The following is a 24,390-nucleotide window of genomic DNA, read 5'->3' on the forward strand; positions in this document are numbered from 1 at the left end:
TCCTCATTCGTTGTCGATGTGGCCGGGGCGGTCGCTGGGGTCGGTGGGCGCCGCGCGGGCGGCGAGTTGCGCGTCGTATTGCGAGCGCGCAGCGCGCACGGTGTCGCGCGCCGATACCTCGGGCACGGCGACCTCCCACCACCAGCCGCCGTCGTTCGTGGTGCGGGCGGGGTCGGTGTCGATACTGATCACATAGGTGCGGTCGGCGGCGCGCGCACGCTGCAGCGCGTCTTCAAGTTCGCCGATGTTCGCGACGTGTTCGGCCTCTGCGCCGAGCGCGCGTGCGTGCGCGGCGAAGTCGATCTTCGGCGCGCCAAGCGGGCCCTGCATGCAGTCGTCGAGCAGGTTGTTGAACGGTGCGCCACCGCAAGCCTGTTGCAAGCGGTTGATGCAGCCGTAGCCGCGATTGTCGAGCACCACCACGATCAGCTTCGCGCCGATCATCACCGAAGTCGCGATCTCGCTGTTCATCATCAGATAGCTGCCGTCGCCGACCATCACGATCACTTCACGCGCGGGCCGTGCGAGTTTGACGCCGAGGCCGCCGGCAATCTCGTAGCCCATGCACGAGTAGCCGTATTCGACGTGATACGCGCCCGGTTTGCCCGCGCGCCATAACTTGTGCAATTCGGCCGGCAAGGTGCCCGCTGCGCACACGACGATATCGTCCGTCGCGGAACGCGCGCTCGAACGCTGCACCGCGCCGATCACGTCGCCTTCATACGGCAGCACGGTGTCGCGCTGCGGCGCATGCGTGAGCGTGCTCACGGTGTCGCGCCAGCTTGCCGCGAGCTTATGTGCGCGTGCGGTCCATGTACGGTCCGCGTGCCAGCCTTGCAGGGATTCGGCGAGCGCATCTAATGCAAGATGTGCGTCGGCTTCGACCACCAGCGCGCGATGCTTGAGGCCGTCGAACGGATTCGCGTTGATGCCGATCACGTCGGCCTGGGTGAACAACGTGTTCGAGCCGGTGGTGAAGTCCTGCAAGCGTGTGCCAATTGCCAGCACGCAGTCGGCATCGTGGGCGAGTGCATTGGCGGCGGGCGAGCCGGTCACGCCCAACGCGCCGGTGTTCAGCGGATCGTTCCACGCGAGCGAACCTTTGCCGGCCTGAGTTTCGGCCACCGGAATGCCGTGCGCGGCGGCGAAGCGGTGCAGCACGTCGGTCGCGCGGCCATAGAGCACGCCGCCGCCAGCGACGATCAATGGACGCTTGGCGCGGCGCAGATGGGCAACCGCCGCGTTGATGTCTTCAGCGCGCGGCGCGGGGGAATGGAACGTGACGACGCGCGGCGTAAAGAAATCAGCGGGGAAATCCCATGCCTGCGCTTGCACGTCCTGAGGCAGCGCGAGCGTGACGGGACCGCATAACGCTGCATCGGTGAGCACGCGCAAGGCGCGCGGCAACGCATTGAGCAATTGCGCCGGGTGCACGATGCGGTCGAAGTAGCGCGACACCGGCTTGAATGCATCGTTGGCGGAGACGCCGCCATCGTGGAAATCTTCAACCTGCTGCAACACCGGATCGGGTGCGCGCGAGATGAACACGTCGCCGGGTAACAGCAGCACCGGCAGACGGTTCACATGCGCGAGCGCGGCCGCCGTGATCAGATTGGTCGCGCCGGGTCCGATCGACGTTGTGACGGCCATCATGCGGCGACGGAAATGCGCCTTCGCATAGGCAATCGCGCTGTGCGCCATCGCCTGTTCGTTGTGAGCACGCAGCGTGGGCAACGCTTCGCGGTGCTGATACAAGGCTTCGCCCATTCCGGCCACATTGCCGTGCCCGAAGATCGCGAATACGCCGCCAAAGAGCGGCTCGGTGCCGCTGCCGTCTTCGGTCGCGACGCGTTGTGCGGCGAGGTAGCGAACCAGCGCCTGGGCGGTCGTCAGGCGGACGGTGCCGCCCGATGGTGCATGGGCCTGGGTGGCGTCGTTGGCGGACGCCGCATCGTGATGCAATACGCGCTGGTTCATGCCGCCTGCTCCTGATGTGCATGGTCCGCCGTGTTGGGCTGCGTGCTTGTCGTTCCACGCGTCGCACGCCACGACGCGATCAGCGTTTCGAACGTACGGCGCACCCGCGCGATCAGTTCGTCGTCGCTGATTTCACCGGCGAGCCACGCATGGCTCGGCTCATGAAAGATCGTGCGGCCGACGGTAAAGCCGCGGCATGTCGCCGATTGCGCAGCCGCGCGAAAGCCATCGTTCAATTGCTCGACGCCCGCCGACAAACCGAGCAACACCACGCCACGGCAGTACGGATCGCGCTCGGCGATCAGCGCGTCGACGGCTTGCCATTGAGCGGCGTCCATCGGTTCGAGTTTCCACCATTCCGGATAGATACCGATGTTGTACAGCCGCTTCAACGCACGATAAACGATGTCCGGTGCTTGCGGCAGATGCGCGTGTTTCGGCGGAATTACTTCAAGCAGCAATTCGTGGCCGCTCGCTTGCGTCGCATCGTAAAGCGCACGCAGTTGCGCTTCCTGTTCGAGGCGTTGTTCGACGGGTTCGTCGGGATGGAATTGCACGAGGCACTTGGCGATGTGTTCCTGCGGCCAAGCGATCAGCGTCGTGCCGATCGAGCGTCCGTGGTCGAACACGAGCGGCACGGAGCCGGGCAGCTCAACCGGCCGGCCGATCCACCAACCGCGGCCGGTGGCGGCGTTCAATGCGTCCTGACCGTAGCGGTCGTCGCTCAAGATGCCGATGCGGCCTTGCAGCCCCAAGGCGGTTTCCGTCTGTGCGACAGCTTCGACGAACAGGCCCTTCAGTTGCACGATACGCGCTTCGTCGGCGCCGGTCTGCTGGGCGAGTTCGAAAAACTGGTTGCGGTGATCGAATGCGAACCCGAGTACTTCGTCCCATTGTTTGCGAGCAGGGGAGACACGATGCAGCCGTGCGAGCGTCGCATCGCGATCGGGGCGGCGCATGCGTTGCGGATCGGCCTTGGCTTCGCGCAGGAAGTAGTCGAGTTCGGCGGGCGTCGGCATCGCCGGCGCACAGCCGTGACGCGAGACGACCAGCGCACCGCTCGCATTCGCCGCCCGCGCGCAAGCTTCAAGCGGCTGATCGCGCAACCATCCGGAGAGAAAGCCCGAGGCGAATGCATCGCCTGCGCCGAGTACATTCAACACTTCCACCTCGACTCCGCCGTGAATCGGCAAATCGTCGAGCTTTGCAGGTACTTTGCCGTCGATAATCTGGCAGCCCATCGGCCCGCGCTTCAGAACCAGCGTGGCCGGCGTCACGGCGCGCACCATCGCTAATGCATCGACGAGTTCGGTCTTGCCGCCGGCGATGCGAAACTCCTCCTCAGTGCCGATCACCAGATCGAACAACGGCAGGATGCGCTGCAAGTGTGCGGTCACGCCTTCGCTCGCGACGAAGCGGGTTTCGCCATCCGCCTTGCCCGTGAGACCCCACAACACCGGGCGATAGTCGATATCGAGCACGGTGCGCACGTTATTGCGTCGCGCGTAATCCAGCGCGCGGCGGCTCGTGCGATTCACCTGCTCGGTCGAAAAGTGTGTGCCGGTAATCAGCAGCGCTTTCGACGACGCAATGTACGCCTCGTCGAAATCCGCTTCATCCACCGCCATATCCGCGCAGTTCTCGCGATAAAAGATCAGCGGAAAGGTATCGCGATCTTTCAGACCGAGCAGAACGAGGGCGGTCAGGCGTTCCTGATCGACGCGTACATGGCTGACGTCGCAGCCTTCCTTCGTCAAGGTCTCGGTGAGAAAACGCCCCATGTGATCGTTGCCGACGCGCGCCAGCATCGCCGATGCAAGCCCGAGCCGCGCGCAACCGAACGCGATATTCGCGGATGAACCGCCAAGATACTTCGCGAAGCTCGACACGTCTTCGAGTCGCGCGCCGACCTGCTGCGCGTACAGATCGACGGCAAGACGGCCAAGACAGACGATGTCGCGACTGTGGTCCGGTGCGAAACGGCTGACAGTTGCCGCCGAAGCGGAAGTGAGCCTGCCACCGTTCACAATCCCGGTCCCGCTAGATGTGCTGGAATGATTCATGAATATTCCTGAATAGCTGAGCGCGGGCACGAGGCGCAACAAGCGCCGGAAGCCCGCGCGAATGAATCAGATCGTCGCGCCGTCGAGTTCGCCGATCATCTTCTGCATTTCGGCGCCGCCGGCCATCATGTCGAGTACTTCGTCCTTGCTGATGGTGTCCTTCGTGAACGTGCCGAGCGATTTGCCGCGATTGAGCAGCGTGAACGAATCGCCGATCGGATACGCGTGGTGCACGTTGTGTGTGATGAAAATCACCGAGATGCCTTTCGCGCGCGCCGTGTGGATCAGCTTCACCACGTTGAAGCTCTGCTTGACGCCGAGCGCGGCAGTCGGCTCGTCGAGAATTAGCACGCGCGCGCCGAAGTGAATCGCCCGGGCGATCGCGAGGCATTGCTTCTCGCCGCCGGACATCGTTCCAATCGGTTGATGCGGATCGCGCACGTTGATGCCCATTTCGGCGAGCTTGTCGCGTGCGGTGGTGGCGCTGGTTTCGAGGTCCATCACGTTGATGAAACCAAACAGTTTTTTCTGCGGCTCGCGGCCCATGAAGAAATTGCGCGCCACGGAGAGCAAGGGCACCAGCGCCAGATCCTGATAGACGGTGGCGATGCCGAGATCGAGCGCGTCTTTCGGCGACTCGAACTGCACCGGTTTGCCGTCCACCAGATATTGACCGGAGGAGGGTCGATGCACGCCGGCGAGCGTCTTGATCAACGTCGACTTACCCGCGCCGTTGTCGCCGAGCAGGCAATGCACTTCGCCGCGCTTCAGGCGCAAGGTCACGCCGCTTAGCGCGATGACCTGGCCGAAGTACTTGCTGACGTCTTCGAGTGCGAGGATCACGTCGTCCTGCGGCTTGGCCGCGGTGTTCACGATATTCGTATCGGACATGGTCGTCTCCTCGTTACGACTGCGCGACGCGGCGGCGCACGTAGTGATTGAACAGCACGGCGATCAGCAGCATCACGCCGAGGAACACGCGGAACCAGTCGGAATCGACATTCGTATAGGTGATGCCGATCTGCACGACGCCGAAGATCAACGCGCCGAAGCAGGCGCCGATCACCGAACCGTAGCCGCCGGTGAGCAGCGTGCCGCCAATCACCGCCGCGATGATGGCTTCGAATTCGGCCTGCAACCCGCGGTCGGCCGCGGCCGAGCCGATGTCGCACACTTGCAGCACGGCGAACAGGCACGCGCAGAACGCGGTTAGCACGAACAGCGAAATCTTCACGCGCCGTACCGGCACACCGACGTTCTTCGCCGCGTTGGCGTCGCCGCCAACCGCGAAAATCCAGTTGCCGAAGCGGGTCTTGGCGAGGGTGAACGCACAGACTGCGGCAAGCGCGAACCACCAGAGCAGCACTTTCGGAATACCCGGCACGAGCGGGTTGCCGTTATCGAGCAGCTTCACGACACCGATGTGGCCGAGCCAGGTGAATAGGCCCTTGAACGCGACACCCTGGAACAGGGTATGGGCGAGCCAGTCGTGAGCGGCGACGTCGCCCACGCCGGAGATGATCGTGCGGTCGGCGAACATGACCGACAGGGCCAGTGTGAGCCCGCGCAGGATGAACAGGAACGCCAGTGTCACGATGAATGACGGCAGCCGCGTACGCATCACCAGATAGCCGTTGAGTGCGCCGAGCAGCATCGATCCGGCGAACGCAAACACGATCGACAAGGCAATCGGCCAGTGGAAGTACATCGTGGGCAGCGCGACCATCATGCCCGAGAAGCCGATCATCGAACCGATCGACAGATCGAATTCGCCGGCGATCATCAGCAGGCACGCACCGACTGAGATGAGGCCGAGATACGCGGCCACTTGCGACCAGTTCATCACGCCGTCGAGGTTGAACATGCCGGAGTTGCCGGCCGCAATCCCAAACACGAGGAACACCATCACGGTGCCGGCGAGGGCGGCGAATTCCGGACGGTTCAGCAGATGCCGGAACCACGATTCCTGGCGCACGCGCTCATCGGCCGCCGCGGGCGCACCGCCGGACGTTGACGTCGTCGCGGTGTTCGAAGGGGGTTGCTTGCGGGGATGAGGGTGGAAGGGGTTGGCTACGCCCATTGAAGCTCTCCTTGATGCGCCTGGCCTTTCGCAGTCATCAAAGGGCTGCAATCGGACCGCATGGCGCGTAATGCACGTAAAACGTGGTGAATGCAGGCGTGGGGCGGCCTGGCCAGTTGCGGCCGGCCGCGTCCACTTTCTTCATACCTGCCGGAACGGTTCTCCCGTGTCCGTACTTCCAGCGAAATGCGTTAGCGGTACTGCCCTGCGTACTTGACCACCTTGTCGATATTGGCCTTGGTGATGAAGCCCGGACCGGAGCCGATATTGCGCGGCCCATAAGCGGGCTGCAGGCCGTACGTGGTGAGACGTTGCTGGAACTTCGGATTGGCCTGCAGGATCTGGCGGATCTTCGCCGGATCTGTGGTGTGTTCCTTCTTCACGATGGCCAGTACGGCAACCGGGATATAGCCCTGCAGGTAGGGTTGCTGGTCGATCGCGAACTGGATCGTGCCGTCCTGGATGCCCTTGGCGATGTCATTGTCGAAGTCGAACGTCGCGAACCAGACCTTGCCGGCGAGGCCCATCTGCTGCAGCGCCTTCATCGTCGGCGCGGCCGACAGCGGACCGAGGGTGAGCACCGCCTGGGTGTTCGGGTGATTGCGCAGATACGCGCTCACTTTCGATTGCACGCCGGTCGGGTCCTGCCCGGCGTCGAGCGTGGAGGACTTGAAGTCGACGCCGATCGCCTCGGCAAAGCCGCGGCAGCGTTCGAACGAAGCCGGGTTGGTCGCGTAGTGGTTCACGCACAGGAACGACTTGATGCCCGCTGCCTTCGCTTTCTGGCCCGCCGCTTTGCCCGCGGCGTATTCAGGCTGACCGACGTGCATGATCGCGCCAAGCTGCGCGCTTTGCTCCTCAGTGCCGGAATTGATCGTGACGAGCGGAATGTGTTTCTCGGTGACCTTGGCGAGCGAACTCTTGAGCACGTCGAAGTCTGCGATCGAAACGATCACGCCGTCGTAGTTGCGCGCGGCGGCCTGTTCGACCAGACGCGCCATATCGGCGATGTCGCCGTTCGGCGGATTGCGGTAGTCGGTCTCGACGTTGAAATCTTCGTCGGCCTGTTTGATGGCGTTCTTGATGGTGTTCCACCACGAATCCGAATCCGGCGCGTGGCTGATCAGCACGAAGTGAGCGTCAGCCGCGCGGGCGGACGACGCCGCACCGAATCCCGTCGCCAACGTCAATGCCGCCACCAGAATCCTGAGCGTAGCCTTGCCCTTGCAAAGTCTCATTGTCTCCACCTTTCTCGGTCTGTCGTTATTGAAGGGAGCGTCTGGCGGGCGGCTTTCCGATTGCGTGCGTTGCGGCAGACGTCAGCCGATGCACCATCGCTCACGACCAAGATTAGGTCATCTTCCGAAGCCTTGCAATGAAAATTTCATGACAAATAAAAATAGAAAATACGTTCCATTTGGTGGGGCGCCTGCCTATAATCGGCAGCGTCAGGACACTGTGCGGCGCGCGCTGGAAGCGCCTTCCGCACTGCAATAAAGCAACGAAGAGAGAGCCATGGCGGAAGAGAGCACCGAAGACTTGCCGAGCGTCGAAGAATTGATGCAGCGCATCGCGGAAAACTACGAGGCGCTGCCGCGGCAATTGAAGAATGTCGCGACGTATATCGAGCAGCATCGCTCGAGCGTGATGGTGGATCGCACCAGCGATATCGCCGCGAGCTGCGGCGTGCATCCGTCGGCGGTGGTGCGCTTTGCGCAGCGCTTCGGCTTTTCCGGCTTCTCCGATCTGCAGGCGGTGTTTCGTCAGGCGTACACGGGGCAGGGCACGTCCTCGCCGAGTTATCAGCAGCGGATTCGCAAGCTGATCGACGAGAAGCCCGGCGCGTTGTCCGGCGGCTCCGTGGCGCGCGAATTCATCGCGGCCTCGCGCGGCGGTCTTGAAGAACTTGAAGCCGGCCTCGACGACCAGCAGTTCGATGCCGCCGTGAAGATGCTGCAGCAGGCCGACAACATCTACGTGATCGGCGTGCGGCGCTCGTTTCCGGTGGCGAGCTACATCGTCTACGCGTTGCAGCACACCCCCAAGCGCGTGCATCTGGTATCCGGTTTCGGCGGCATGTACCGCGAACAGATTCGCAGCGTGAAGAAGGGCGACGTGGTGATCGCGATCAGCTTCGCCCCGTATGGCAAGGAAACACAGTACTGCCTGCGTGTTGCGCACCATCATCAAGCGAAGACGCTGGTTATTACGGATAGCCAACTTTCTCCGCTGGCGCGTTACGCTACCACCCAACTGTATGTGAAAGAGGGCAGCGCGTTTGCGTTCCGCTCGCTGACCAGCACGATCTGTTTGTGCCAGGCGTTGTTCATCGCGCTCGCGTACAAGCTCGAACTGAACGTAGAAGAATCCAAAGACACTGGAGGATACGATGACTGAGGCGGTAAAGACGATCGACGTAGCGGTATTCGGTGCGGGACGTATCGGCAAGATTCATGCGGCGAATCTGGCGCGGCAACCGGGCGTGCGGCTCAAGTATGTGGTCGATGTGAATCGCGAGGCGGCCGCGGCGCTCGCCGCCGAGCACGGCGCGCAGGTTGCGGATATCGACGGCGCGATGGGCGACGCATCGATCGGCGCGACGGTGATCTGTTCGAGCACGGACACGCACGCGGATCTGATCATGAAATCGGCTGCACAGAAGAAACATGTGTTCTGCGAGAAGCCGGTCGATCTGACTTTGGAGCGGGCGCGTGCTTGCGCCGATGCGGTGGAGCGTGCGGGCGTGGTCTGCATGATTGGTTTTCAGCGCCGCTTCGACCCGACCTTTTCCGCGTTGAAAGCGCGCATCGATGCGGGCGAAATCGGCACGCCGGAAATGCTGGTGGTGACGAGCCGCGATCCGGGCGCACCGCCGGTCGAGTACATCAAGCACTCGGGTGGCATCTTCAAGGACATGCTGATTCACGACTTCGACATCTTCCGCTGGATTCTCGACGACGAAGCTGACACGCTGCATGCCACGGGTAGTTGTCTTTCGGATCCGGCAATTGCCGAAGCGGGCGATATCGATTCGACCGCGGTGACGATCCGCACGAAGCACGGCCGCCTGTGCCAGATCAACACCGCGCGGCGCGCGGCTTATGGGTATGACCAGCGTTTCGAGGTGCTCGGCAGCACCGGCATGCTGCAGGCGGGCAATGTACGGCCCACCGAGGTCACCGCGTATTCGAAAACCGAAGTGTCGAGCGACGTGCCCGAGGCGTTTTTCCTCGAACGTTATCGCGCGGCGTACGCACTGGAAATCGCGCATTTCTTCGATGCGGTCACGCACGGCAAGCCGGTGCGAACCACCGTCGCCGACGGCCTGAAAGCGCTCGAACTGGCAGACGCTGCGACGCGCTCGTGGCGTGAGGGTCGCGCCGTGAAGCTCGGGGAGGCATCGTGACGAACGCGACGACTGGGCGGCTTCGTTTGGGTGTGGTCGGCTTGGGGCGGTTGGGCAAGCGCCACGCGGAGAATCTGGCGTATCGCGTGCCGGGTGCGGCGCTCGTGGCCGCTTGCAGTCCGGTGGAGGAGGAGCGGGCGTGGGCGCGCGAGGTGTTGCCCGAACCGCGTCTCTACGACGACTATGCGGCCCTGCTCGCCGATCGCGACGTGGACGCGGTGTGGCTCGTCACGCCGTCGTCCTTGCACGCGCAGCAGATTATCGATGCATTGCGGGCCGGCAAACATGTGTTCTGCGAGAAGCCGCTGTCGCTGGATCTCGCCGAGTGCGAGCGCGTATTGGCCGAGGCCGCGCGCTATCCGCATCTGCAGGCCACCATCGGCTTCATGCGGCGTTTCGATCCCAGCTACAAGGATGCGTTCGACAAGATCGAAGCCGGCAAGATCGGCCGACCGTTTCTGGTGCGCTCGCAAACCACCGATCAGAACGACAACGACGGCTTCTTCGTGCGTTTCGCGGCGACCTCCGGTGGGATCTTTCTGGACTGCACGGTGCACGACATCGACGTCGCGCGTTGGCTGCTCGGCAAACCGCGCGCCAAACGCGTGTTTGCGGCGGGCGCGGTCGCATTGCATGAGGGTCTGCGTGAATTCGGCGACGTCGACAACGGCGTGGCGATCTGCGAGTTCGAGGACGGCAAGCTCGCGATGTTCTACGCGTCACGCACGCAAGCTCACGGTAACGACACGCATAGCGAGGTGATCGGCACGGCCGGCGCGCTGGCGATTGGCCACAATCCGCGTGCAAATCGCGTCGAGATCTACGACGCGACGGGCATTCGCAACGAATGCACGCCGACCTTCTTCGATCGCTTCGAGGACGCGTTTTTGCATGAGGCGCGCGCCTTCGTTGCGGCGGTGCAGGGCGGTGCGGCATCGAATGCGCAAGCAGGCGCCACGCTTGCCGACGCGCTCGAAGCGACGCGGATCGGCATGGCGTTGCGGCAGTCTTTGCAGAGCGGAGAGGCGGTCACGTTGTAGCGCCCAAGGCACCAAAGCGCCGCCGGATTGCGACAATCGACATGACAGCGTCACTTCCGGCGGCTAAACGACACCTGCTGTAGAATTTGACCCTCTGTCCGGCGTCGCTTACGACGCCTCATCCCGAAGGTCATCGTCGATGCAAATTCAGGTTCACAAGGAAGTCGATGCGCGCGGGCTGATGTGCCCGCTGCCCATTTTGCGCGCCAAGAAGGCGCTCGCCGACATGGAAAGCGGCCAGATTCTCAAGGTACTGGCCACCGATCCGGGCTCGCAGCGCGATTTCGCCGCATTCGCGAAGCAAACCGGCAACGAAATCGTCGAAAGCTCGGCGCACGACAAGGTTTTCACGTTTCTGATGAAGCGCCGCTGAAATACAAAACAAAAATACCAAACAAAAGGCGCTGTGCCCGCAATTGCGGGGCACAGCGCCTTTTTTACGTCTGACTACTGCTATCGCGAGAGGCTAACAGCGCAAGGGTTCTGCGCGGCTGTCCCGTTGCTCAGCCTTCCAGCACCGGCGAACGGGTACGCAGATATTCTTCGAAATCGGCTGCCACTTCCGGGTGACGCAGCGCGAACTCGACCGTCGCCTTCAGGTAACCCAGCTTGCTGCCGCAGTCGAAACGCGTGCCATGGTACTTGTACGCCAGCACCTGTTCATCGGCGAGCAACGACTGAATCGCGTCCGTCAACTGCAATTCGCCACCCGCGCCCGGCTTCAGCGCGCGCAGATGTTCGAAAATACGCGGCTTCAGCACATAGCGGCCCACCACGCCGAGATTCGACGGCGCGACGTCCGGCTCCGGTTTTTCGACGATGCCCGACATCTTGATGATCGAGTCTTCCCACTCCTTACCGTCGACGATACCGTACGACTTCGTCTCCGAGTGCGGGATCTCTTCGACGCCGATCACCGAGCTGTGATAGTGGTCGAACACCTCGATCATCTGCGTCATGACGGGCGGCTTGCCGTACAGCAAGTCGTCCGCGAGGATGACGGCGAACGGGTTGTCGCCCACCAGTTTTTCAGCGCACATCACCGCGTGGCCGAGGCCAAGCGCTTCCGGCTGACGCACGTAGAAGCAGTCCACATGGCTAGGCTTGATGCTGCGCACCAATTCCAGCAGCTTGTCCTTGCCACGCGCCTGGAGTTCGGCCTCGATTTCGTATGACTTATCGAAATGGTCCTCGATCGCACGCTTGCTGCGGCCCGTCACAAAGATCATTTCGGTGATGCCGGCCGCCATTGCCTCTTCCACCGCGTATTGAATCAGCGGCTTGTCGACGATCGGCAGCATCTCCTTCGGGCTTGCCTTCGTGGCAGGGAGGAACCGGGTGCCAAGACCTGCTACCGGAAAAACCGCTTTTGTAACTTTTAGCATGTGATTACCCTGAATCCTCTGGTTTAGCTTTGTGCCCTGTCAGCCCGCAACGGGGCGGACAAGGCGCGTCGATCAGGCCGGCAAACGCGCCAATTGGGCTTTCAGCTTGCCGATAGTGGTTTCGAATTCTGCCAGCCTTTTCTGCTCCTGCTCAACGACTGCCGGTGGCGCCTTTGCCACAAAGCTTTCATTCTGCAATTTGGCATTGCACTTGATGACTTCCGTGCCAAGCCGCGCAATTTCCTTCGACAGACGCTCGCGCTCGACGGCAACGTCGATTTCCACCTTCAGCACGAGCTTGTCATTCCCTACGATAGCAATTGGCGCGCCATCTGCCTGCGCGTCCAGCGTTGCCTCGTCGGCAATGATCTGCACCTCCGACAAACGAGCCAATGCCTGAGCGTACGGAGCGAAGGTTGCGAGGCGCTCCGCGTTGCCGGTAGCGAGCAACGGCACCTTGACCGCCGGCGACAGATTCATCTCGCCACGCAGATTCCGGCACGCATCGATCACTGCTTTCAGGTCGGCCGCCCATTGCTCCGCGTCTTCGTCGATCTTCGACGGCTCCGCAACGGGGTAGGGCTGCACCATGATGGACGCTTCGCCCTCGGCTTTGCCTTCGGGATAACGTCCGGCCAACGGTGCAACTTTTTGCCACAGCGCTTCAGTGATGAACGGAATCACCGGATGCGCGAGGCGCAACACCGTCTCGAGTACGCGCAGCAGCGTGCGGCGCGTTGCGCGCTGCTGGTTCGGCTGACCCGTCTGGATCTGAACCTTGGCGAGTTCGAGATACCAGTCACAGTATTCGTCCCATACGAACTTGTATAGGGCGTTGGCCACATTGTCAAAACGATAGTCGGCGAAACCCTTGGCGATTTCCGCTTCCACACGTTGTAGACGCGAAACGATCCAGCGGTCGGCCGCCGAAAAATTCAGGTGGCCGTCCGGACCGCATTCGCCGCATTGCTCCGGCTTGCCGAAACCGCAATCGTGGCCTTCGCAATTCATCAGCACAAAGCGGGTGGCATTCCACAGCTTGTTGCAGAAGTTGCGATAGCCTTCGCAGCGCGCGAGATCGAAGTTGACGTTGCGGCCGAGCGTGGCCATCGACGCCATCGTGAAGCGCAGCGCGTCGGTGCCGAACGCCGGAATGCCGTCCGGGAATTCCTTGCGGGTTTTCTTTTCGATCGACGCAGCCTGCTTCGGATTCATCAGACCGGTGGTGCGCTTGGCGACCAGCGCGTCCAGGTCGATGCCGTCGACGATATCGATCGGGTCGAGCGTATTGCCCTTGCTCTTCGACATTTTCTGGCCTTCGGCGTCGCGCACGAGACCGTGCACGTAGACCGTGTCGAACGGCACCTTACCGGTGAAGTGCGTGGTCATCATGACCATGCGCGCGACCCAGAAGAAGATGATGTCGAAACCGGTGACCAGCACCGACGAGGGCATGAAGTGCTTCAGCTCCGGCGTCTCGGCAGGCCAGCCGAGCGACGAGAACGGCACCAGCGCCGACGAGAACCACGTATCGAGCACATCATCGTCGCGCTTGAGCGGGCCCGTGTAACCGGCTTCTGCGGCCTTCTCGCGCGCGCCTTCTTCGGTGTTGGCGACGAAGATTTCACCGTTTTCGCCGTACCACGCCGGGATCTGATGGCCCCACCAGAGTTGGCGCGAGATACACCAGTCCTGGATGTTTTCGAGCCACTGGTAATACGTGGTGGACCAGTTTTCCGGCACGAACTTGATTTCACCGCTGCGAACCACGTCGAGCGCCGTTTCGGCGATCGACTTGCCCGGATTGAAGGTGCCTTCCGGCGCCGGCTTGCTCATGGCGACGAACCATTGGTCCGTCAGCATCGGCTCGATCACGACGCCCGTGCGGTCGCCGCGCGGCACCATCAGCTTGTGCGGCTTGACCGATTCGAGTGCGCCGAGCGCTTCGAGATCCATCACCACCTGCTTGCGGGCTTCGAAACGGTCCAGACCGCGGTAGGTTTCCGGCGCGTTGTCGTTGATTTTCGCGTCGAGCGTGAGGATCTCGATCATCGGCAGCTTGTGGCGCAGGCCGACCTGATAGTCGTTGAAATCGTGTGCGGGCGTGACCTTGACCACGCCGGTGCCGAATTCGCGGTCGACGTAGTCGTCGGCGATGATCGGGACTTCGCGGCCGGAGAGCGGCAGCGTGACCGTTTTGCCGATCAGGTGCGCATAGCGTTCGTCTTCCGGATGGACCATCACCGCGGTATCGCCGAGCATGGTTTCCGGGCGCGTGGTGGCGACCGTCAGATGGCCCGAGCCGTCCGTGAGCGGATACTGGATGTGCCAGAGGTGGCCGTTTTCTTCTTCGCTGACCACTTCGAGATCGGAGACGGCGGTGAGCAGCACCGGATCCCAGTTCACGAGGCGCTTGCCGCGGTAGATCAGGCCTTGTTCATACAGGCGTACGAACACGTCGCGCACGGCGGCCGACATTTTGTCGTCCATCGTGAAGTATTCGCGCGACCAGTCGATCGACGCGCCGAGGCGGCGCACCTGATTCGTGATGGTCGAGCCGGATTCCTGCTTCCATTCCCAGACGCGTTCGGTGAATTTTTCGCGGCCGAGGTCATGACGGGAGACGCCTTTCGCATCCAGTTGCCGTTCGACGACGATTTGCGTGGCGATGCCTGCGTGGTCCGTGCCCGGCACCCAGAGGGTGTTTTCACCGAGCATACGGTGATAGCGGGTGAGGCCGTCCATGATCGTCTGGTTGAACGCATGGCCCATATGCAGGGTGCCGGTGACGTTCGGTGGCGGCAACTGGATCGAGAAGTCTTTCTTGTTTTCGTCGAAGGTGGGCGCCGCGTAGGCGCGCTTTTCCCATTCGGGGCCCCAGTGGGCCTCGATGGTGTGGGGCTCGAAGCTTTTAGCAAGTGTGGAGGTGGGGTCGCTCGGGGTCTCGCTCATTTCTGTCCGTCTGCTGGTGGATGCAAAGAATGCTCGATTATAAGCGGCGCTGCCGGTGAGAGGATTTAGGGGTGGTTTTTGCCTGCGCGGCGCTTTTGTCAGTTTTCTTAGGGCTTTGGCCTTTCCTTGTTCTGGCTTTCGTGCCTTTCCTTGCATTGTTAGTGGTCTATTAGCGTTGCCCCTGTGCGGGGCGGCACTAATAGACCACTAGCAAATCAAGGAAAGGCCAAAGCGCCAGGCAAACAGACAACAAGCTCCGCGCAGGCAATAGACGAAGGAAAGGCCAAAGCCCCAAGAACCCTGACAATGCCGCCGCAAAAGGCAAAAAACCCCAAAAAAACCTAACCCCCGGAGGGGCATATAATGTCGAACGCCCTCGCCGTCCTCCCAAAAAATGCCCGATCTGCTAGCCAATCTAAACCCCGAACAACACGCCGCCGTCACGCTCCCCAACGAGCCAGCGCTCATCCTTGCAGGCGCGGGCAGCGGCAAAACCCGCGTCCTCATCACGCGCATCGCGTGGCTGATCCAGCACGGTCTGGCGTCGCCCGCCACCATCCTGGCGGTGACCTTCACCAATAAGGCCGCCCGCGAAATGATGTCGCGTCTTTCGGCTCTCCTGCCGATCGACACCCGTGGCATGTGGATCGGTACCTTCCACGGCCTCTGTAACCGTATGCTCCGCGCGCACCATCGCGACGCGGGCCTGCCCGCCACCTTCCAGATCCTCGATACCGCGGACCAGCTCTCCGCGATCAAGCGTCTGATGAAGGGCCTCAACATCGACGATGAAAAGTACCCGGCGAAAAATCTCCAGTACTTCATCAACAATTCCAAAGAACAAGGCCTGCGCCCGAAAGACGTCGACGCCACCGACAACTTCAACCGCAAATTCGTCGAACTCTACGAAGCCTACGACCAGCAATGCCAGCGCGAAGGCGTCGTCGACTTCCCGGAACTGCTGCTGCGCTGCTTCGAACTGCTCGCGCACAATCCGCCGCTGCGCGCCCACTATCAGGCGCGCTTCAGGCACATTCTCGTCGACGAGTTCCAGGACACCAACAAGCTGCAATACGCGTGGCTGAAGTTGCTGGCCGGGCAGACCAACTCGATCTTCGCCGTCGGCGACGACGATCAGTCGATCTACGCGTTCCGTGGTGCGAACGTCGGCAACATGCGCGACTTCGAACACGAGTTCAACGTCCGGCACATGATCAAGCTGGAGCAGAACTACCGCTCGCACGGTCATATTCTCGACGCGGCCAATCAACTGATCGCCAATAACTCGCGGCGTCTGGGCAAGAATCTGCGCACCGACGCGGGTCACGGCGAACCGGTGCGCGTCTACGAGTCCGCCACCGATACGCAGGAAGCCGGCTGGATCGTCGAGGAAATCAAGGCGCTGATCAGCACCGGCACGTCGCGCAGCGAAGTCGCCATCCTGTATCGGAGCAACGCGCAGTCGCGCACGATCGAACACACGCTGGTCAATGCGGGCATCGCGTATCGCGTGTACGGCGGTCTGCGCTTTTTCGAGCGCCAGGAAGTCAAACACGCGCTCGCCTATCTGCGCCTGATCGACAATCCGAACGACGACACCGCGTTCGCCCGCGTGGTCAATTTCCCCACGCGCGGCATCGGCGCGCGCTCGATCGAGCAACTTGCCGACGCGGCGCGTCTGTACAACTGCTCGATGGCCGCGGCGATTCCGTATGTCGCGGGTAAGGCGGGGTCGAGCCTCGCGAGTTTCGCAAACCTGATCGGCAAGATGCGCGCGGAAACGCAGCAGATGAGCCTGCCGGAAACGGTCGAATACGTGGTCCGCACGAGCGGTCTCACGGAGTTCTATCAGAACGAACGCGAAGGCCAGGACCGGCTGGAGAACTTGCAGGAACTGGTCAACGCGGCCGCTGCTTTTGTCAGCGAAGAAGGCTACGGCATGGATACGCCGGCGCGCTCGATTCCGCTGCGCCCGGGCGCGACCACGGCGCCTGAGTTGGCCGTCGCCACGGATGATCCGAATACCGTCGTGCTGGACGCGCCCGGCATCGCCGATCCGGCGCAAAACCCGGACACGATGACGCCGCTCGCCGGTTTCCTGTCGCACGCGTCGCTGGAAGCGGGCGACAACCAGGCGCAAGCCGGTCAGGAAGCCGTGCAGTTGATGACGGTGCACGCGGCCAAGGGTCTCGAGTTCACGGCGGTGTTTATCACCGGGCTCGAAGAAGGGCTGTTCCCGCATGAAAACAGCGCGATGGAGTCGGACGGCCTCGAAGAAGAGCGTCGTCTGATGTATGTGGCGATCACGCGGGCCAAGGAGCGTTTGTATCTGTCGTTCGCGCAGAGCCGGATGCTGCACGGCCAGACGCGCTACAACATCCGCTCGCGCTTCTTCGACGAACTGCCGCAGGAAACCCTCAAGTGGCTCACGCCGAAGGTCGAGGCGGGGGCGCGGTGGGGCGGGCGTTCGGATAACGCCGGTTATGGTCGCGACTGGTTCGCGCGGCCGGGTTACACGGGCGCCGTGTCGTCGACGCCGGCGCCGTTGCCGGCCTTTGCGAACGAACAACGCGCTGCTGAAACGGGTTTCCGCGTCGGCCAGCAAGTGTTCCATACCAAGTTCGGGGAAGGCACGATTACGGCGCTGGAAGGCGGTGGCACGGATGCCAAGGCCCAAGTCAAATTCAAGCGGCACGGCGAAAAGTGGCTGGCGCTTGCGGTCGCTAAATTGCAGGCGGTTGAATGAGCACGGGCGGCATGAATCCAAACCACAGCGGCGCAACGGTCTCGCATCGTCCGCTTGGCATTCTGGCGGCGTTGCCGCAGGAACTTGGCGATCTGATCGAAGCGATGCGCGCCGAATCCGGCGTGCGCATCATTACTCACGGTCAGCGTGACTATCACCTCGGCACCATGCACGGCGCGCCTTGCGTCGTGACACTGGCGCGCGTCGGCAAGGTCGCGGCGGCGGCTACGGTCAGCGCTTTGATCCATGCGTTCGATGTCGAAGCGGTTGTGTTCACCGGCGTTGCGGGTGGCGTGGGGACTGAGGTGCGGGTCGGTGATATCGTCGTCGCCAACGGGCTGATGCAGCACGATCTCGACGCGTCGCCGTTGTTTCCGCGCTTCGAGGTGCCGTTGCTCGGCGTGTCGCGCTTCGCAGCCGATGCGGCGCTTGCCGATCAACTGGCTGCGGCATGCGAGCGTTTTGTCGCGGAAGAGGGGGCTGCTGCGGCGGCGCGCTTCGGCACACGCGAGCCGCGCGTGCATCGTGGCCTGATTATCAGTGGCGATCAGTTCGTGGCGAGTGCAACGGGCGTCAAGGCCTTGCGCGATGCGCTGCCGGATGCGCTTGCGGTGGAGATGGAAGGCGCGGCGATCGCGCAGGTCTGTTACGAGTACGGCGTGCCTTGCGCGGTGGTGCGCACCATCTCCGACGCCGCCGACGATCACGCGCCGCAATCGTTCGTGTCGTTTCTGACGGAGATCGCGGGGACGTATTCGAACGCGATCCTGACGCGGTTTTTAGCGGCACGTAGCGCGGCGTAATCCTTAACCCAGCGCCTCCCGCACCTGCTGCAAAGCCGCCGGATCCTCGATCGTCGGCAGATCGCCCGGTTCGCGTCCCTCGGCGAGCGCCGCAATCGCACGGCGCAGCAGCTTACCCGAGCGCGTCTTCGGCAGCATCGACACCACCACCACGCGCGCCGGCCGCGCAATCGCGCCGAGTTGGCGGTCGACCGTCGCGGTGAGTTCGGCTTCCAGCTTCGCTCGTGCCTTTTCTCCCGCATAGGCTTGCGCGTCGCGCAGCACCACGAAGGCCATCGCCGTCTGACCCTTCAGCGCATCCGTCACGCCGACCACCGCGACTTCCGCGACCGCCGCGTGGCTCGACAACGCTTCCTCGATCTCGCGTGTGCCGAGCCGATGACCGGCGACGTTGATCACGTCATCGGTGCGGCCGAGGATCGTCACGTATCCGTCTTCATCCTGAATGCCCCAGTCGAAGGTCGAGTAGGCCTGCTGATTCGGAATGCTCGACCAGTACGTGCTGACAAAACGCTTGTCGTCGCCCCACACCGTCGACATGCAGCCGGGCGGCAGCGGATAGCCCAGCGTGAGCACGCCTTTTTCGCCGGGCGTGCAGGGCTCGCCCGTCAGTTCGTTACGCAAGGTCAGATTGAAGCCGGCCGACGGCACGCCCGGCGAGCCGAGCTTGGTAGGCAGCGCTTCGACGCCGCGCGGAATCGCCAGCATCGGCCAGCCGGTTTCGGTCTGCCAGTAGTTGTCGATCACGGGCTTGCCGAGTGCGTTTGTGATCCATGCGGCGGTCGGTTCGTCGAGCGGCTCGCCGGCGAGGAACAGCGCGCGCAGGCTCGAGAGATCGGATTTTTTCAGCAACGCCGGGTCCTGCTTTTTCAGCACGCGCAACGCAGTCGGCGCCGTGAACATCAGATTGATCTTGTGCTGTTCGACGAGGCGCCACCAGATGCCGCCGTCCGGACGAATCGGCGTGCCTTCGTACATCACGGTAGTGAGGCCCGCGATCAGCGGTGCATAGACGATGTAGCTATGGCCGACTACCCAGCCCACGTCCGACGCGGTGAACATCGTATCGCCGGGCTTGCCCTGAAAGATGTGTTCCATCGATGCCGCCAGCGCCACAGCATAGCCGCCGACATCGCGTTGCACGCCCTTCGGCTTGCCGGTGGTGCCCGAGGTGTACAGCACATACGAAGGTTCGTTCGACTCGAGCCATTCGCACGGCACGTGGGCGTCGAAAAATTTCTCGCGCAGCGGCTCGTAGGCGACGAGGTAGCTCGCGTTCAGGCGCTCGGGTGCGAGTTGCCGGTCGATCAACAGCACGTGCGGTGTCTTGTGGGCCGCACGCGCAAGTGCTTCGTCCATCAGCGGCGTGTAGTCGATCACTTTGCCGCCACGCGCGCCGGCGTCGGCGGTGACGATCAGCACAGGTTTCGCATCGTCGATACGGGCCGCCAGATTGGGGGCCGCGAAGCCGCCGAACACCACCGAGTGAATCGCGCCGAGCCGCGCGCACGCGAGCATCGCGAACAGCGCTTCGGGGATCATCGGCAGATAGAGCAGCACGACGTCGCCGCGCTTCACGCCCAGCGAGCGCATCACCGCGGCCATCCGGTTGATTTCGGCGTACAGATCGGCGTAGGTGTAGCGCCGCTCGATGCCGGTTTCCGTCGACACGTACACCAGCGCGTTCTGCTGCGGGCGCTCGGCCATATGCCGGTCCACCGCGTTATGGCACAGGTTCGTGCGCCCGCCGACGAACCAGCGCGCGAACGGCGGATTCGAGCGGTCGAGCACCGTATCGAACGGCGTTTGCCAATGAATCCGCTGCGCCTCTTCACGCCAGAATTCCTCGGGCTGCTCGATCGAACGGCGGTGGAAGTCGCGGTAGGTGGTCATCGGCGGCGATCCTTCTGCTGCGTGAGTGAACGGATGTCGAGTCGTACGGCTGCGAGGCGCGGCGGGAGGGCAGGCCGTACATCCGCACAAGCATAGAGCAGGCGTCGCCTTGCGGACAACGCGGGTTCACCATGAGGGCGCGGCCCAACGGAAAAAGGCGCCGTAGCGCCTTTTTCTTCATGCAACCGCAAGCGGCTCCGTCACGCTTTCGCGCGTTTGCCTTCGACATCCGGCAGAAACACCGTCAACAGGCCGATCAGCGGCAGGAACGAGCAGACCTTATACACATAGGCGATGCTGGTGGCGTCGGCCAACTGTCCGAGCACGGCAGCGCCAATCCCGCCCATGCCGAACGCGAAACCGAAGAAGAGGCCCGCGATCATCCCCACCTTGCCGGGGATCAGTTCCTGCGCATAGACGAGGATCGCCGAGAACGCCGAAGCCAGCACGATACCGATGATCACCGTCAGCACGCCGGTCCAGAACAGGTTGGCGTACGGCAGCAGCAGCGTGAACGGCGCGACGCCGAGGATCGATACCCAGATCACATACTTGCGGCCGATCCGGTCGCCGATCGGACCACCGATCACCGTGCCTGCCGCAACCGCCGCGAGGAACACGAACAGGTGGACCTGGGCGGCCTGCACCGGCAGGTGGAACTTGTCGATCAGATAGAACGTGAAGTAGCTGTTGATGCTGGCGAGGTAGAAGTACTTCGAGAACACCAGCAGCATCAGCACGCCCATCGCGAACATGACCTGGTTGCGCGACAGGGTCGCGTGACCGGTCTGGCTGCGCGCCTTCTTCACGGCGGGATGCTGCTTGTACCAGCGGCCGATCTGCGTGAGCACGACGATCGCGACCAGCGCCGCCACCGAGAACCACGCGATGCTGCGCTGGCCATGCGGAATCACGATCAACGCGGCGAGCAACGGCCCGAGCGACGAACCCGCATTGCCGCCCACCTGGAACAGCGACTGCGCCAGACCGTGGCGGCCGCCCGAGGCCATGCGCGCCACCCGCGACGATTCCGGATGGAACACCGACGAGCCGCAGCCGACCAGCGCCGCCGCGACCAGCAGCACGCCGAAACTCGGCGCGACCGACATCAGCAGCAGGCCGGCGAGCGTGAAGCCCATGCCGACCGGCAGCGAATAGGGCTTCGGATGCTTGTCGGTATAGCTGCCGACCAGCGGCTGCAGCAGCGACGCGGTGATCTGATAGGTCAGCGTAATCAGGCCGATCTGCCCGAACGACAGCGAAAAGTTGTCTTTCAGCATCGGGTAGATCGCCAGGATCAACGACTGGATCATGTCGTTGAGCAGGTGCGAAAAGCTGATCGCACCCAGCACGGAGTAGACCGTGCGCTGGACCTTGGCGGCCGGCTGTGCGCCAGCGGGGTTGGCAGAACCCGCGAGGGAGGCTGAGGCGCCGGCGAGGGCGCTTTTATCGAGGCTCGTTTCCATACGCTAGATGAGAGAGGAGAAAGGGTGTGCGGTCATGATTTCAGGCCGCCGGCGCGTCGCGATTTCCGGCGTTCGCATGCCTGTGCGTGACCTGCCGGGTTGCCGCAGCATTTCGACGCGGCGCCGGGCGTTGTCAGCTATTTGTCTAAGTTTAATGTGGCTCACGCGAATTGTAAGGACAAGTTTTGTCGAGAATCGGACACGAATTGCGCATTCCATGCGTCATGGATGTGCCGAAGCCCCAACCGCGATGCACCGCGGCGGTGCCTGTGTCAAGCGTGTTGCGCATGGTGACGTGTGGTTGGCACGTCGTCTGATAAATGCGATTCGGGGATTTTTGGCCATGTATAAAACGATCGCGGGCGCGGAGCTTACAAAGCGACGCGTCGAGGACCGGGCGCGGCAGTCGGCATCAGACAAGCGACGTTAAAGATCGCAGACGTTTATGCCGTAGACCCGGAGAGATAAGTATTAATGCCGGAACCGACCTTTCCGGCAGTTCGAAACGTGGGGACGAGAAATATGAAAGCAGTTTCGGTGGGCGGCCAGACGGGCGCGGGGTTCGTACCGGAAGGGGAAGCGGCGGGCAAGCCGTCGCCATCGAGTGGCCAGGGCAGCCGCTCGCGGGCCGTGGGGCTCAAGGGCTTGTCGGTGAAGGCGACGTTGCGGCTGGCGTTTGCCGTGCTGCTGATCGGCACGCTCGCGATCGGCGTGTTTTCGCTGACCCAGATCAGCCGCCTGAATGCTTCCGCACAATCGATCTACGACCAGGGCCACGTCGCGAGCCGCGCTGCCGAAGAGGCGCGTGGCCACATGCTGCGCGCAAGCCGCGCGCAAAAGATGCTGCTGACCGCGACCACCGCCAAGGAGCGCGACGATCTCGGCGCCGACATCGACAAGGGATTGAGCGGCCTCGCCAGGGAGCTCGGCACGCTGCAACAGTACGTCGACACATCCGACGCAAAAGCCGTCGACCAGCAAAAGAAATTCGCTGCTGCCGTCGCGGTGTGGAGCGGCCACTTGCGCGACTTCGTGACCCTCGTAAAAGCGCAGCCGCTCGATCTTTCGCAGATGAACTGGCAGGTCGGCACCCAGGACGTCTCGTTGCTGGTCGAGACCGGCAAGCTCGAAAAACTCGTCGACGAACTCGTTGCCCAGCGCGGCACAGCCGCAAAGGCAACCATCGAGGCATCGGGTTTCATCTTCCATTCGTCGTTCGTGATGCTCGCTGCGATGACGGTCGCGCTGATCGCACTGGCGTTCGGCATTAGCGAGTGGGTAGTCCGACGCCTCGCCGGCCAACTCGGCGGCGAGCCTGCGTACGCAAAGGAAATTGCCAGCCGGATTGCCGCGGGCGACCTGTCGAACCAGATCGCATTGGGCCGCAAGGACAAGTCGAGCATGCTGTACGCGCTGCACGACATGCAAAGCGGCCTTGCGACGACGGTCTCCGACATCGCGTCCAGCGCGGACGCGATCGCAACCGCATCGGGCGAAATCTCGATGGGCAACCTGGACTTGTCGCAACGCACCGAGCAACAGGCGATGGCGCTCGAGCGAACCGCGAGCAGCATGGAACAGTTGACTTCGACGGTTCGTCAGAACGCCGACAACGCGAAGCAGGCGAGCACGCTGGCCAACAACGCCTCGGAAATTGCGGAGAAGGGCGGCGACGTAGTAAGCCGCGTGGTGGCGACGATGAACGAGATCAACGACAGCGCGCGGAGCATTGGCGACATCATTGGCGTGATTGAGGGGATTGCATTCCAGACCAACATTCTCGCGTTGAACGCGGCGGTGGAAGCAGCACGAGCCGGCGAGGAAGGCCGAGGATTTTCGGTAGTCGCCGCCGAAGTGCGCAACCTTGCTCAGCGCAGCGCGGCTGCCGCCAAGGAGATCAAGGGTTTGATCAGCACGTCGGTGGAGCGAGTGAGCAACGGCTCGACGCTGGCGCAGGATGCCGGACAAACGATGGATGAAGTGGTGAAGGCGGTGAAGCGCGTAACCGACATCATGGGCGAGATTTCGGCGGCATCATCGGAACAGAGCGCGGGAATTGAAGAGATCAATCTCGCGGTAACGCAGATGGATTCCGGCACGCAGCAGAACGCCGCACTGGTGGAACAGGCCACAGCGGCCGCCAGATCCCTGGACGATCAGGCTCGCGGCCTGAAGCAGATGGTCGGAAAGTTCAGGCTATAAAACAGGAAGCACCGCACCTGAAGAAACGAGACTGAACTACCGCCTCGGCGCGCCCAGCGCCGCCGAGGCGAAGCCGATGGTTCCCCGGGGCGCAAAACCGAAGCCCCTGGTTTCCCAGGCAGACCCATCCGCGACGCACGCAGTGCGGAGTGGGAGCTGATGAGCCCTTTGTCACTAGCGCCGAATGTGCGAGGGCCCGGATTCCACGGAGCCACTGCCACTTGCAGGCCACGGTTCCCACTTAGCAGTAGCGGTTTGAGCTGCTTTCTCTTGCTTACTTCTCTTTGCAGCCGGCAAAGAGAAGTAGGTGCCGCCCCGCACAGCAATGCTCTCAACTTAAGCCCGAAAGGGCTTGTATACGGGGCGTTCGACCTGTA

16 protein-coding genes are annotated in these 24,390 nt (G+C 62.7%); 7 read left to right on the forward strand and 9 right to left on the reverse strand.

The features are described from left to right. Positions 1 to 3: 3 nt before the first annotated feature. The 5 genes from iolD to M0D64_RS15245 all read right to left on the reverse strand — a co-directional run bounded on the left by iolD (position 4) and on the right by M0D64_RS15245 (position 7,358). Entirely contained in the window at positions 4 to 1,977 is a 1,974-nt protein-coding gene (gene iolD, locus M0D64_RS15225; RefSeq protein ID WP_266258282.1) for a 3D-(3,5/4)-trihydroxycyclohexane-1,2-dione acylhydrolase (decyclizing), read from the reverse strand. Beyond that, positions 1,974 to 4,040 (reverse strand): 5-dehydro-2-deoxygluconokinase, encoded by a 2,067-nt coding sequence (iolC, locus tag M0D64_RS15230; protein WP_266258283.1) that lies wholly within the window; start codon positions 4,038 to 4,040, stop codon positions 1,974 to 1,976. Before iolC ends, iolD begins: the two co-directional genes overlap by 4 nt. A gap of 66 nt (positions 4,041 to 4,106) precedes the next feature. Further along, positions 4,107 to 4,931, reverse strand: a complete 825-nt coding sequence (locus M0D64_RS15235; protein ID WP_266258284.1) for an ATP-binding cassette domain-containing protein — start codon at positions 4,929 to 4,931, stop codon at positions 4,107 to 4,109. A 13-nt stretch (positions 4,932 to 4,944) separates the two neighbouring features. Next, complete coding sequence (locus M0D64_RS15240; protein ID WP_154567216.1) at positions 4,945 to 6,120, reverse strand: ABC transporter permease; 1,176 nt, start codon at positions 6,118 to 6,120, stop codon at positions 4,945 to 4,947. Positions 6,121 to 6,311: 191 nt separating this feature from the next. Continuing rightward, a complete protein-coding gene (locus M0D64_RS15245) occupies positions 6,312 to 7,358 on the reverse strand; it encodes a sugar ABC transporter substrate-binding protein (protein WP_154567215.1) in 1,047 nt (348 codons plus the stop codon). Between the two features lie 277 nt (positions 7,359 to 7,635). Between M0D64_RS15245 and M0D64_RS15250 the strand changes: the two genes are divergently transcribed. From M0D64_RS15250 to M0D64_RS15265, 4 genes are all read left to right on the forward strand, one after another. Continuing rightward, complete coding sequence (locus M0D64_RS15250) at positions 7,636 to 8,517, forward strand: MurR/RpiR family transcriptional regulator (protein WP_154567214.1); 882 nt, start codon at positions 7,636 to 7,638, stop codon at positions 8,515 to 8,517. Beyond that, complete coding sequence (iolG, locus tag M0D64_RS15255) at positions 8,510 to 9,526, forward strand: inositol 2-dehydrogenase (protein WP_093647641.1); 1,017 nt, start codon at positions 8,510 to 8,512, stop codon at positions 9,524 to 9,526. Before M0D64_RS15250 ends, iolG begins: the two co-directional genes overlap by 8 nt. Beyond that, positions 9,520 to 10,566 (forward strand): Gfo/Idh/MocA family oxidoreductase, encoded by a 1,047-nt coding sequence (locus tag M0D64_RS15260; RefSeq protein ID WP_266258302.1) that lies wholly within the window; start codon positions 9,520 to 9,522, stop codon positions 10,564 to 10,566. The genes iolG and M0D64_RS15260 overlap by 7 nt, the downstream gene beginning before the upstream one ends. A 145-nt stretch (positions 10,567 to 10,711) precedes the next feature. Then, positions 10,712 to 10,939, forward strand: coding sequence for a sulfurtransferase TusA family protein (locus M0D64_RS15265; RefSeq protein WP_025600552.1), 228 nt, complete (start codon positions 10,712 to 10,714; stop codon positions 10,937 to 10,939). A gap of 130 nt (positions 10,940 to 11,069) precedes the next feature. Here M0D64_RS15265 and galU read toward each other — a convergent pair whose 3' ends face one another. Together galU and M0D64_RS15275 are read right to left on the reverse strand one after the other, a co-directional pair. Continuing rightward, positions 11,070 to 11,951, reverse strand: a complete 882-nt coding sequence (gene galU / locus M0D64_RS15270; RefSeq protein WP_054042256.1) for a UTP--glucose-1-phosphate uridylyltransferase GalU — start codon at positions 11,949 to 11,951, stop codon at positions 11,070 to 11,072. Positions 11,952 to 12,023: 72 nt separating this feature from the next. Continuing rightward, entirely contained in the window at positions 12,024 to 14,903 is a 2,880-nt protein-coding gene (locus tag M0D64_RS15275; RefSeq protein WP_266258286.1) for a valine--tRNA ligase, read from the reverse strand. 394 nt (positions 14,904 to 15,297) lie between these two features. Here M0D64_RS15275 and M0D64_RS15280 point away from each other — a divergent pair, with 394 nt between their 5' ends. Both M0D64_RS15280 and M0D64_RS15285 read left to right on the forward strand, forming a co-directional pair. Beyond that, complete coding sequence (locus M0D64_RS15280) at positions 15,298 to 17,649, forward strand: UvrD-helicase domain-containing protein (protein WP_154567602.1); 2,352 nt, start codon at positions 15,298 to 15,300, stop codon at positions 17,647 to 17,649. Positions 17,650 to 17,660: 11 nt separating this feature from the next. Next, a complete protein-coding gene (locus M0D64_RS15285; protein ID WP_266258287.1) occupies positions 17,661 to 18,452 on the forward strand; it encodes a 5'-methylthioadenosine/adenosylhomocysteine nucleosidase in 792 nt (263 codons plus the stop codon). Between the two features lie 3 nt (positions 18,453 to 18,455). Here the strand turns inward: M0D64_RS15285 and M0D64_RS15290 are convergent, their stop codons facing one another. Beyond that, the gene (locus M0D64_RS15290) at positions 18,456 to 20,345 is read right to left on the reverse strand and encodes a propionate--CoA ligase (RefSeq protein ID WP_266258288.1); all 1,890 of its coding nucleotides are present in this window, start codon (positions 20,343 to 20,345) and stop codon (positions 18,456 to 18,458) included. A gap of 200 nt (positions 20,346 to 20,545) precedes the next feature. Then, on the reverse strand, positions 20,546 to 21,811 hold the full coding sequence (locus M0D64_RS15295; protein ID WP_266258289.1) for an MFS transporter: 1,266 nt from the start codon (positions 21,809 to 21,811) through the stop codon (positions 20,546 to 20,548). 522 nt (positions 21,812 to 22,333) lie between these two features. Here M0D64_RS15295 and M0D64_RS15300 point away from each other — a divergent pair. Further along, positions 22,334 to 24,013 carry a methyl-accepting chemotaxis protein gene (locus tag M0D64_RS15300; RefSeq protein ID WP_266258290.1) on the forward strand — a complete coding sequence of 560 codons (1,680 nt, stop codon included), beginning with the start codon at positions 22,334 to 22,336 and terminating at the stop codon, positions 24,011 to 24,013. Positions 24,014 to 24,390 lie beyond the last annotated feature (377 nt).

Source organism: Paraburkholderia sp. WS6, assembly GCF_030464835.1.
In the GTDB taxonomy this organism is placed as follows: Bacteria; Pseudomonadota; Gammaproteobacteria; order Burkholderiales; family Burkholderiaceae; genus Paraburkholderia; species Paraburkholderia madseniana.

Bases quoted from the DNA above. Each gene is read 5' to 3' on its own strand.
- iolD (WP_266258282.1), bottom strand. From the start codon at position 1,977: ATGAACCAGCGCGTATTGCATCACGATGCGGCGTCCGCCAACGACGCC.
- iolC (WP_266258283.1), bottom strand. From the start codon at position 4,040: ATGAATCATTCCAGCACATCTAGCGGGACCGGGATTGTGAACGGTGGC.
- M0D64_RS15235 (WP_266258284.1), bottom strand. From the start codon at position 4,931: ATGTCCGATACGAATATCGTGAACACCGCGGCCAAGCCGCAGGACGAC.
- M0D64_RS15240 (WP_154567216.1), bottom strand. From the start codon at position 6,120: ATGGGCGTAGCCAACCCCTTCCACCCTCATCCCCGCAAGCAACCCCCT.
- M0D64_RS15245 (WP_154567215.1), bottom strand. From the start codon at position 7,358: ATGAGACTTTGCAAGGGCAAGGCTACGCTCAGGATTCTGGTGGCGGCA.
- M0D64_RS15250 (WP_154567214.1), top strand. From the start codon at position 7,636: ATGGCGGAAGAGAGCACCGAAGACTTGCCGAGCGTCGAAGAATTGATG.
- iolG (WP_093647641.1), top strand. From the start codon at position 8,510: ATGACTGAGGCGGTAAAGACGATCGACGTAGCGGTATTCGGTGCGGGA.
- galU (WP_054042256.1), bottom strand. From the start codon at position 11,951: ATGCTAAAAGTTACAAAAGCGGTTTTTCCGGTAGCAGGTCTTGGCACC.
- M0D64_RS15275 (WP_266258286.1), bottom strand. From the start codon at position 14,903: ATGAGCGAGACCCCGAGCGACCCCACCTCCACACTTGCTAAAAGCTTC.
- M0D64_RS15280 (WP_154567602.1), top strand. From the start codon at position 15,298: ATGCCCGATCTGCTAGCCAATCTAAACCCCGAACAACACGCCGCCGTC.
- M0D64_RS15285 (WP_266258287.1), top strand. From the start codon at position 17,661: ATGAATCCAAACCACAGCGGCGCAACGGTCTCGCATCGTCCGCTTGGC.
- M0D64_RS15290 (WP_266258288.1), bottom strand. From the start codon at position 20,345: ATGACCACCTACCGCGACTTCCACCGCCGTTCGATCGAGCAGCCCGAG.
- M0D64_RS15295 (WP_266258289.1), bottom strand. From the start codon at position 21,811: ATGGAAACGAGCCTCGATAAAAGCGCCCTCGCCGGCGCCTCAGCCTCC.
- M0D64_RS15300 (WP_266258290.1), top strand. From the start codon at position 22,334: ATGAAAGCAGTTTCGGTGGGCGGCCAGACGGGCGCGGGGTTCGTACCG.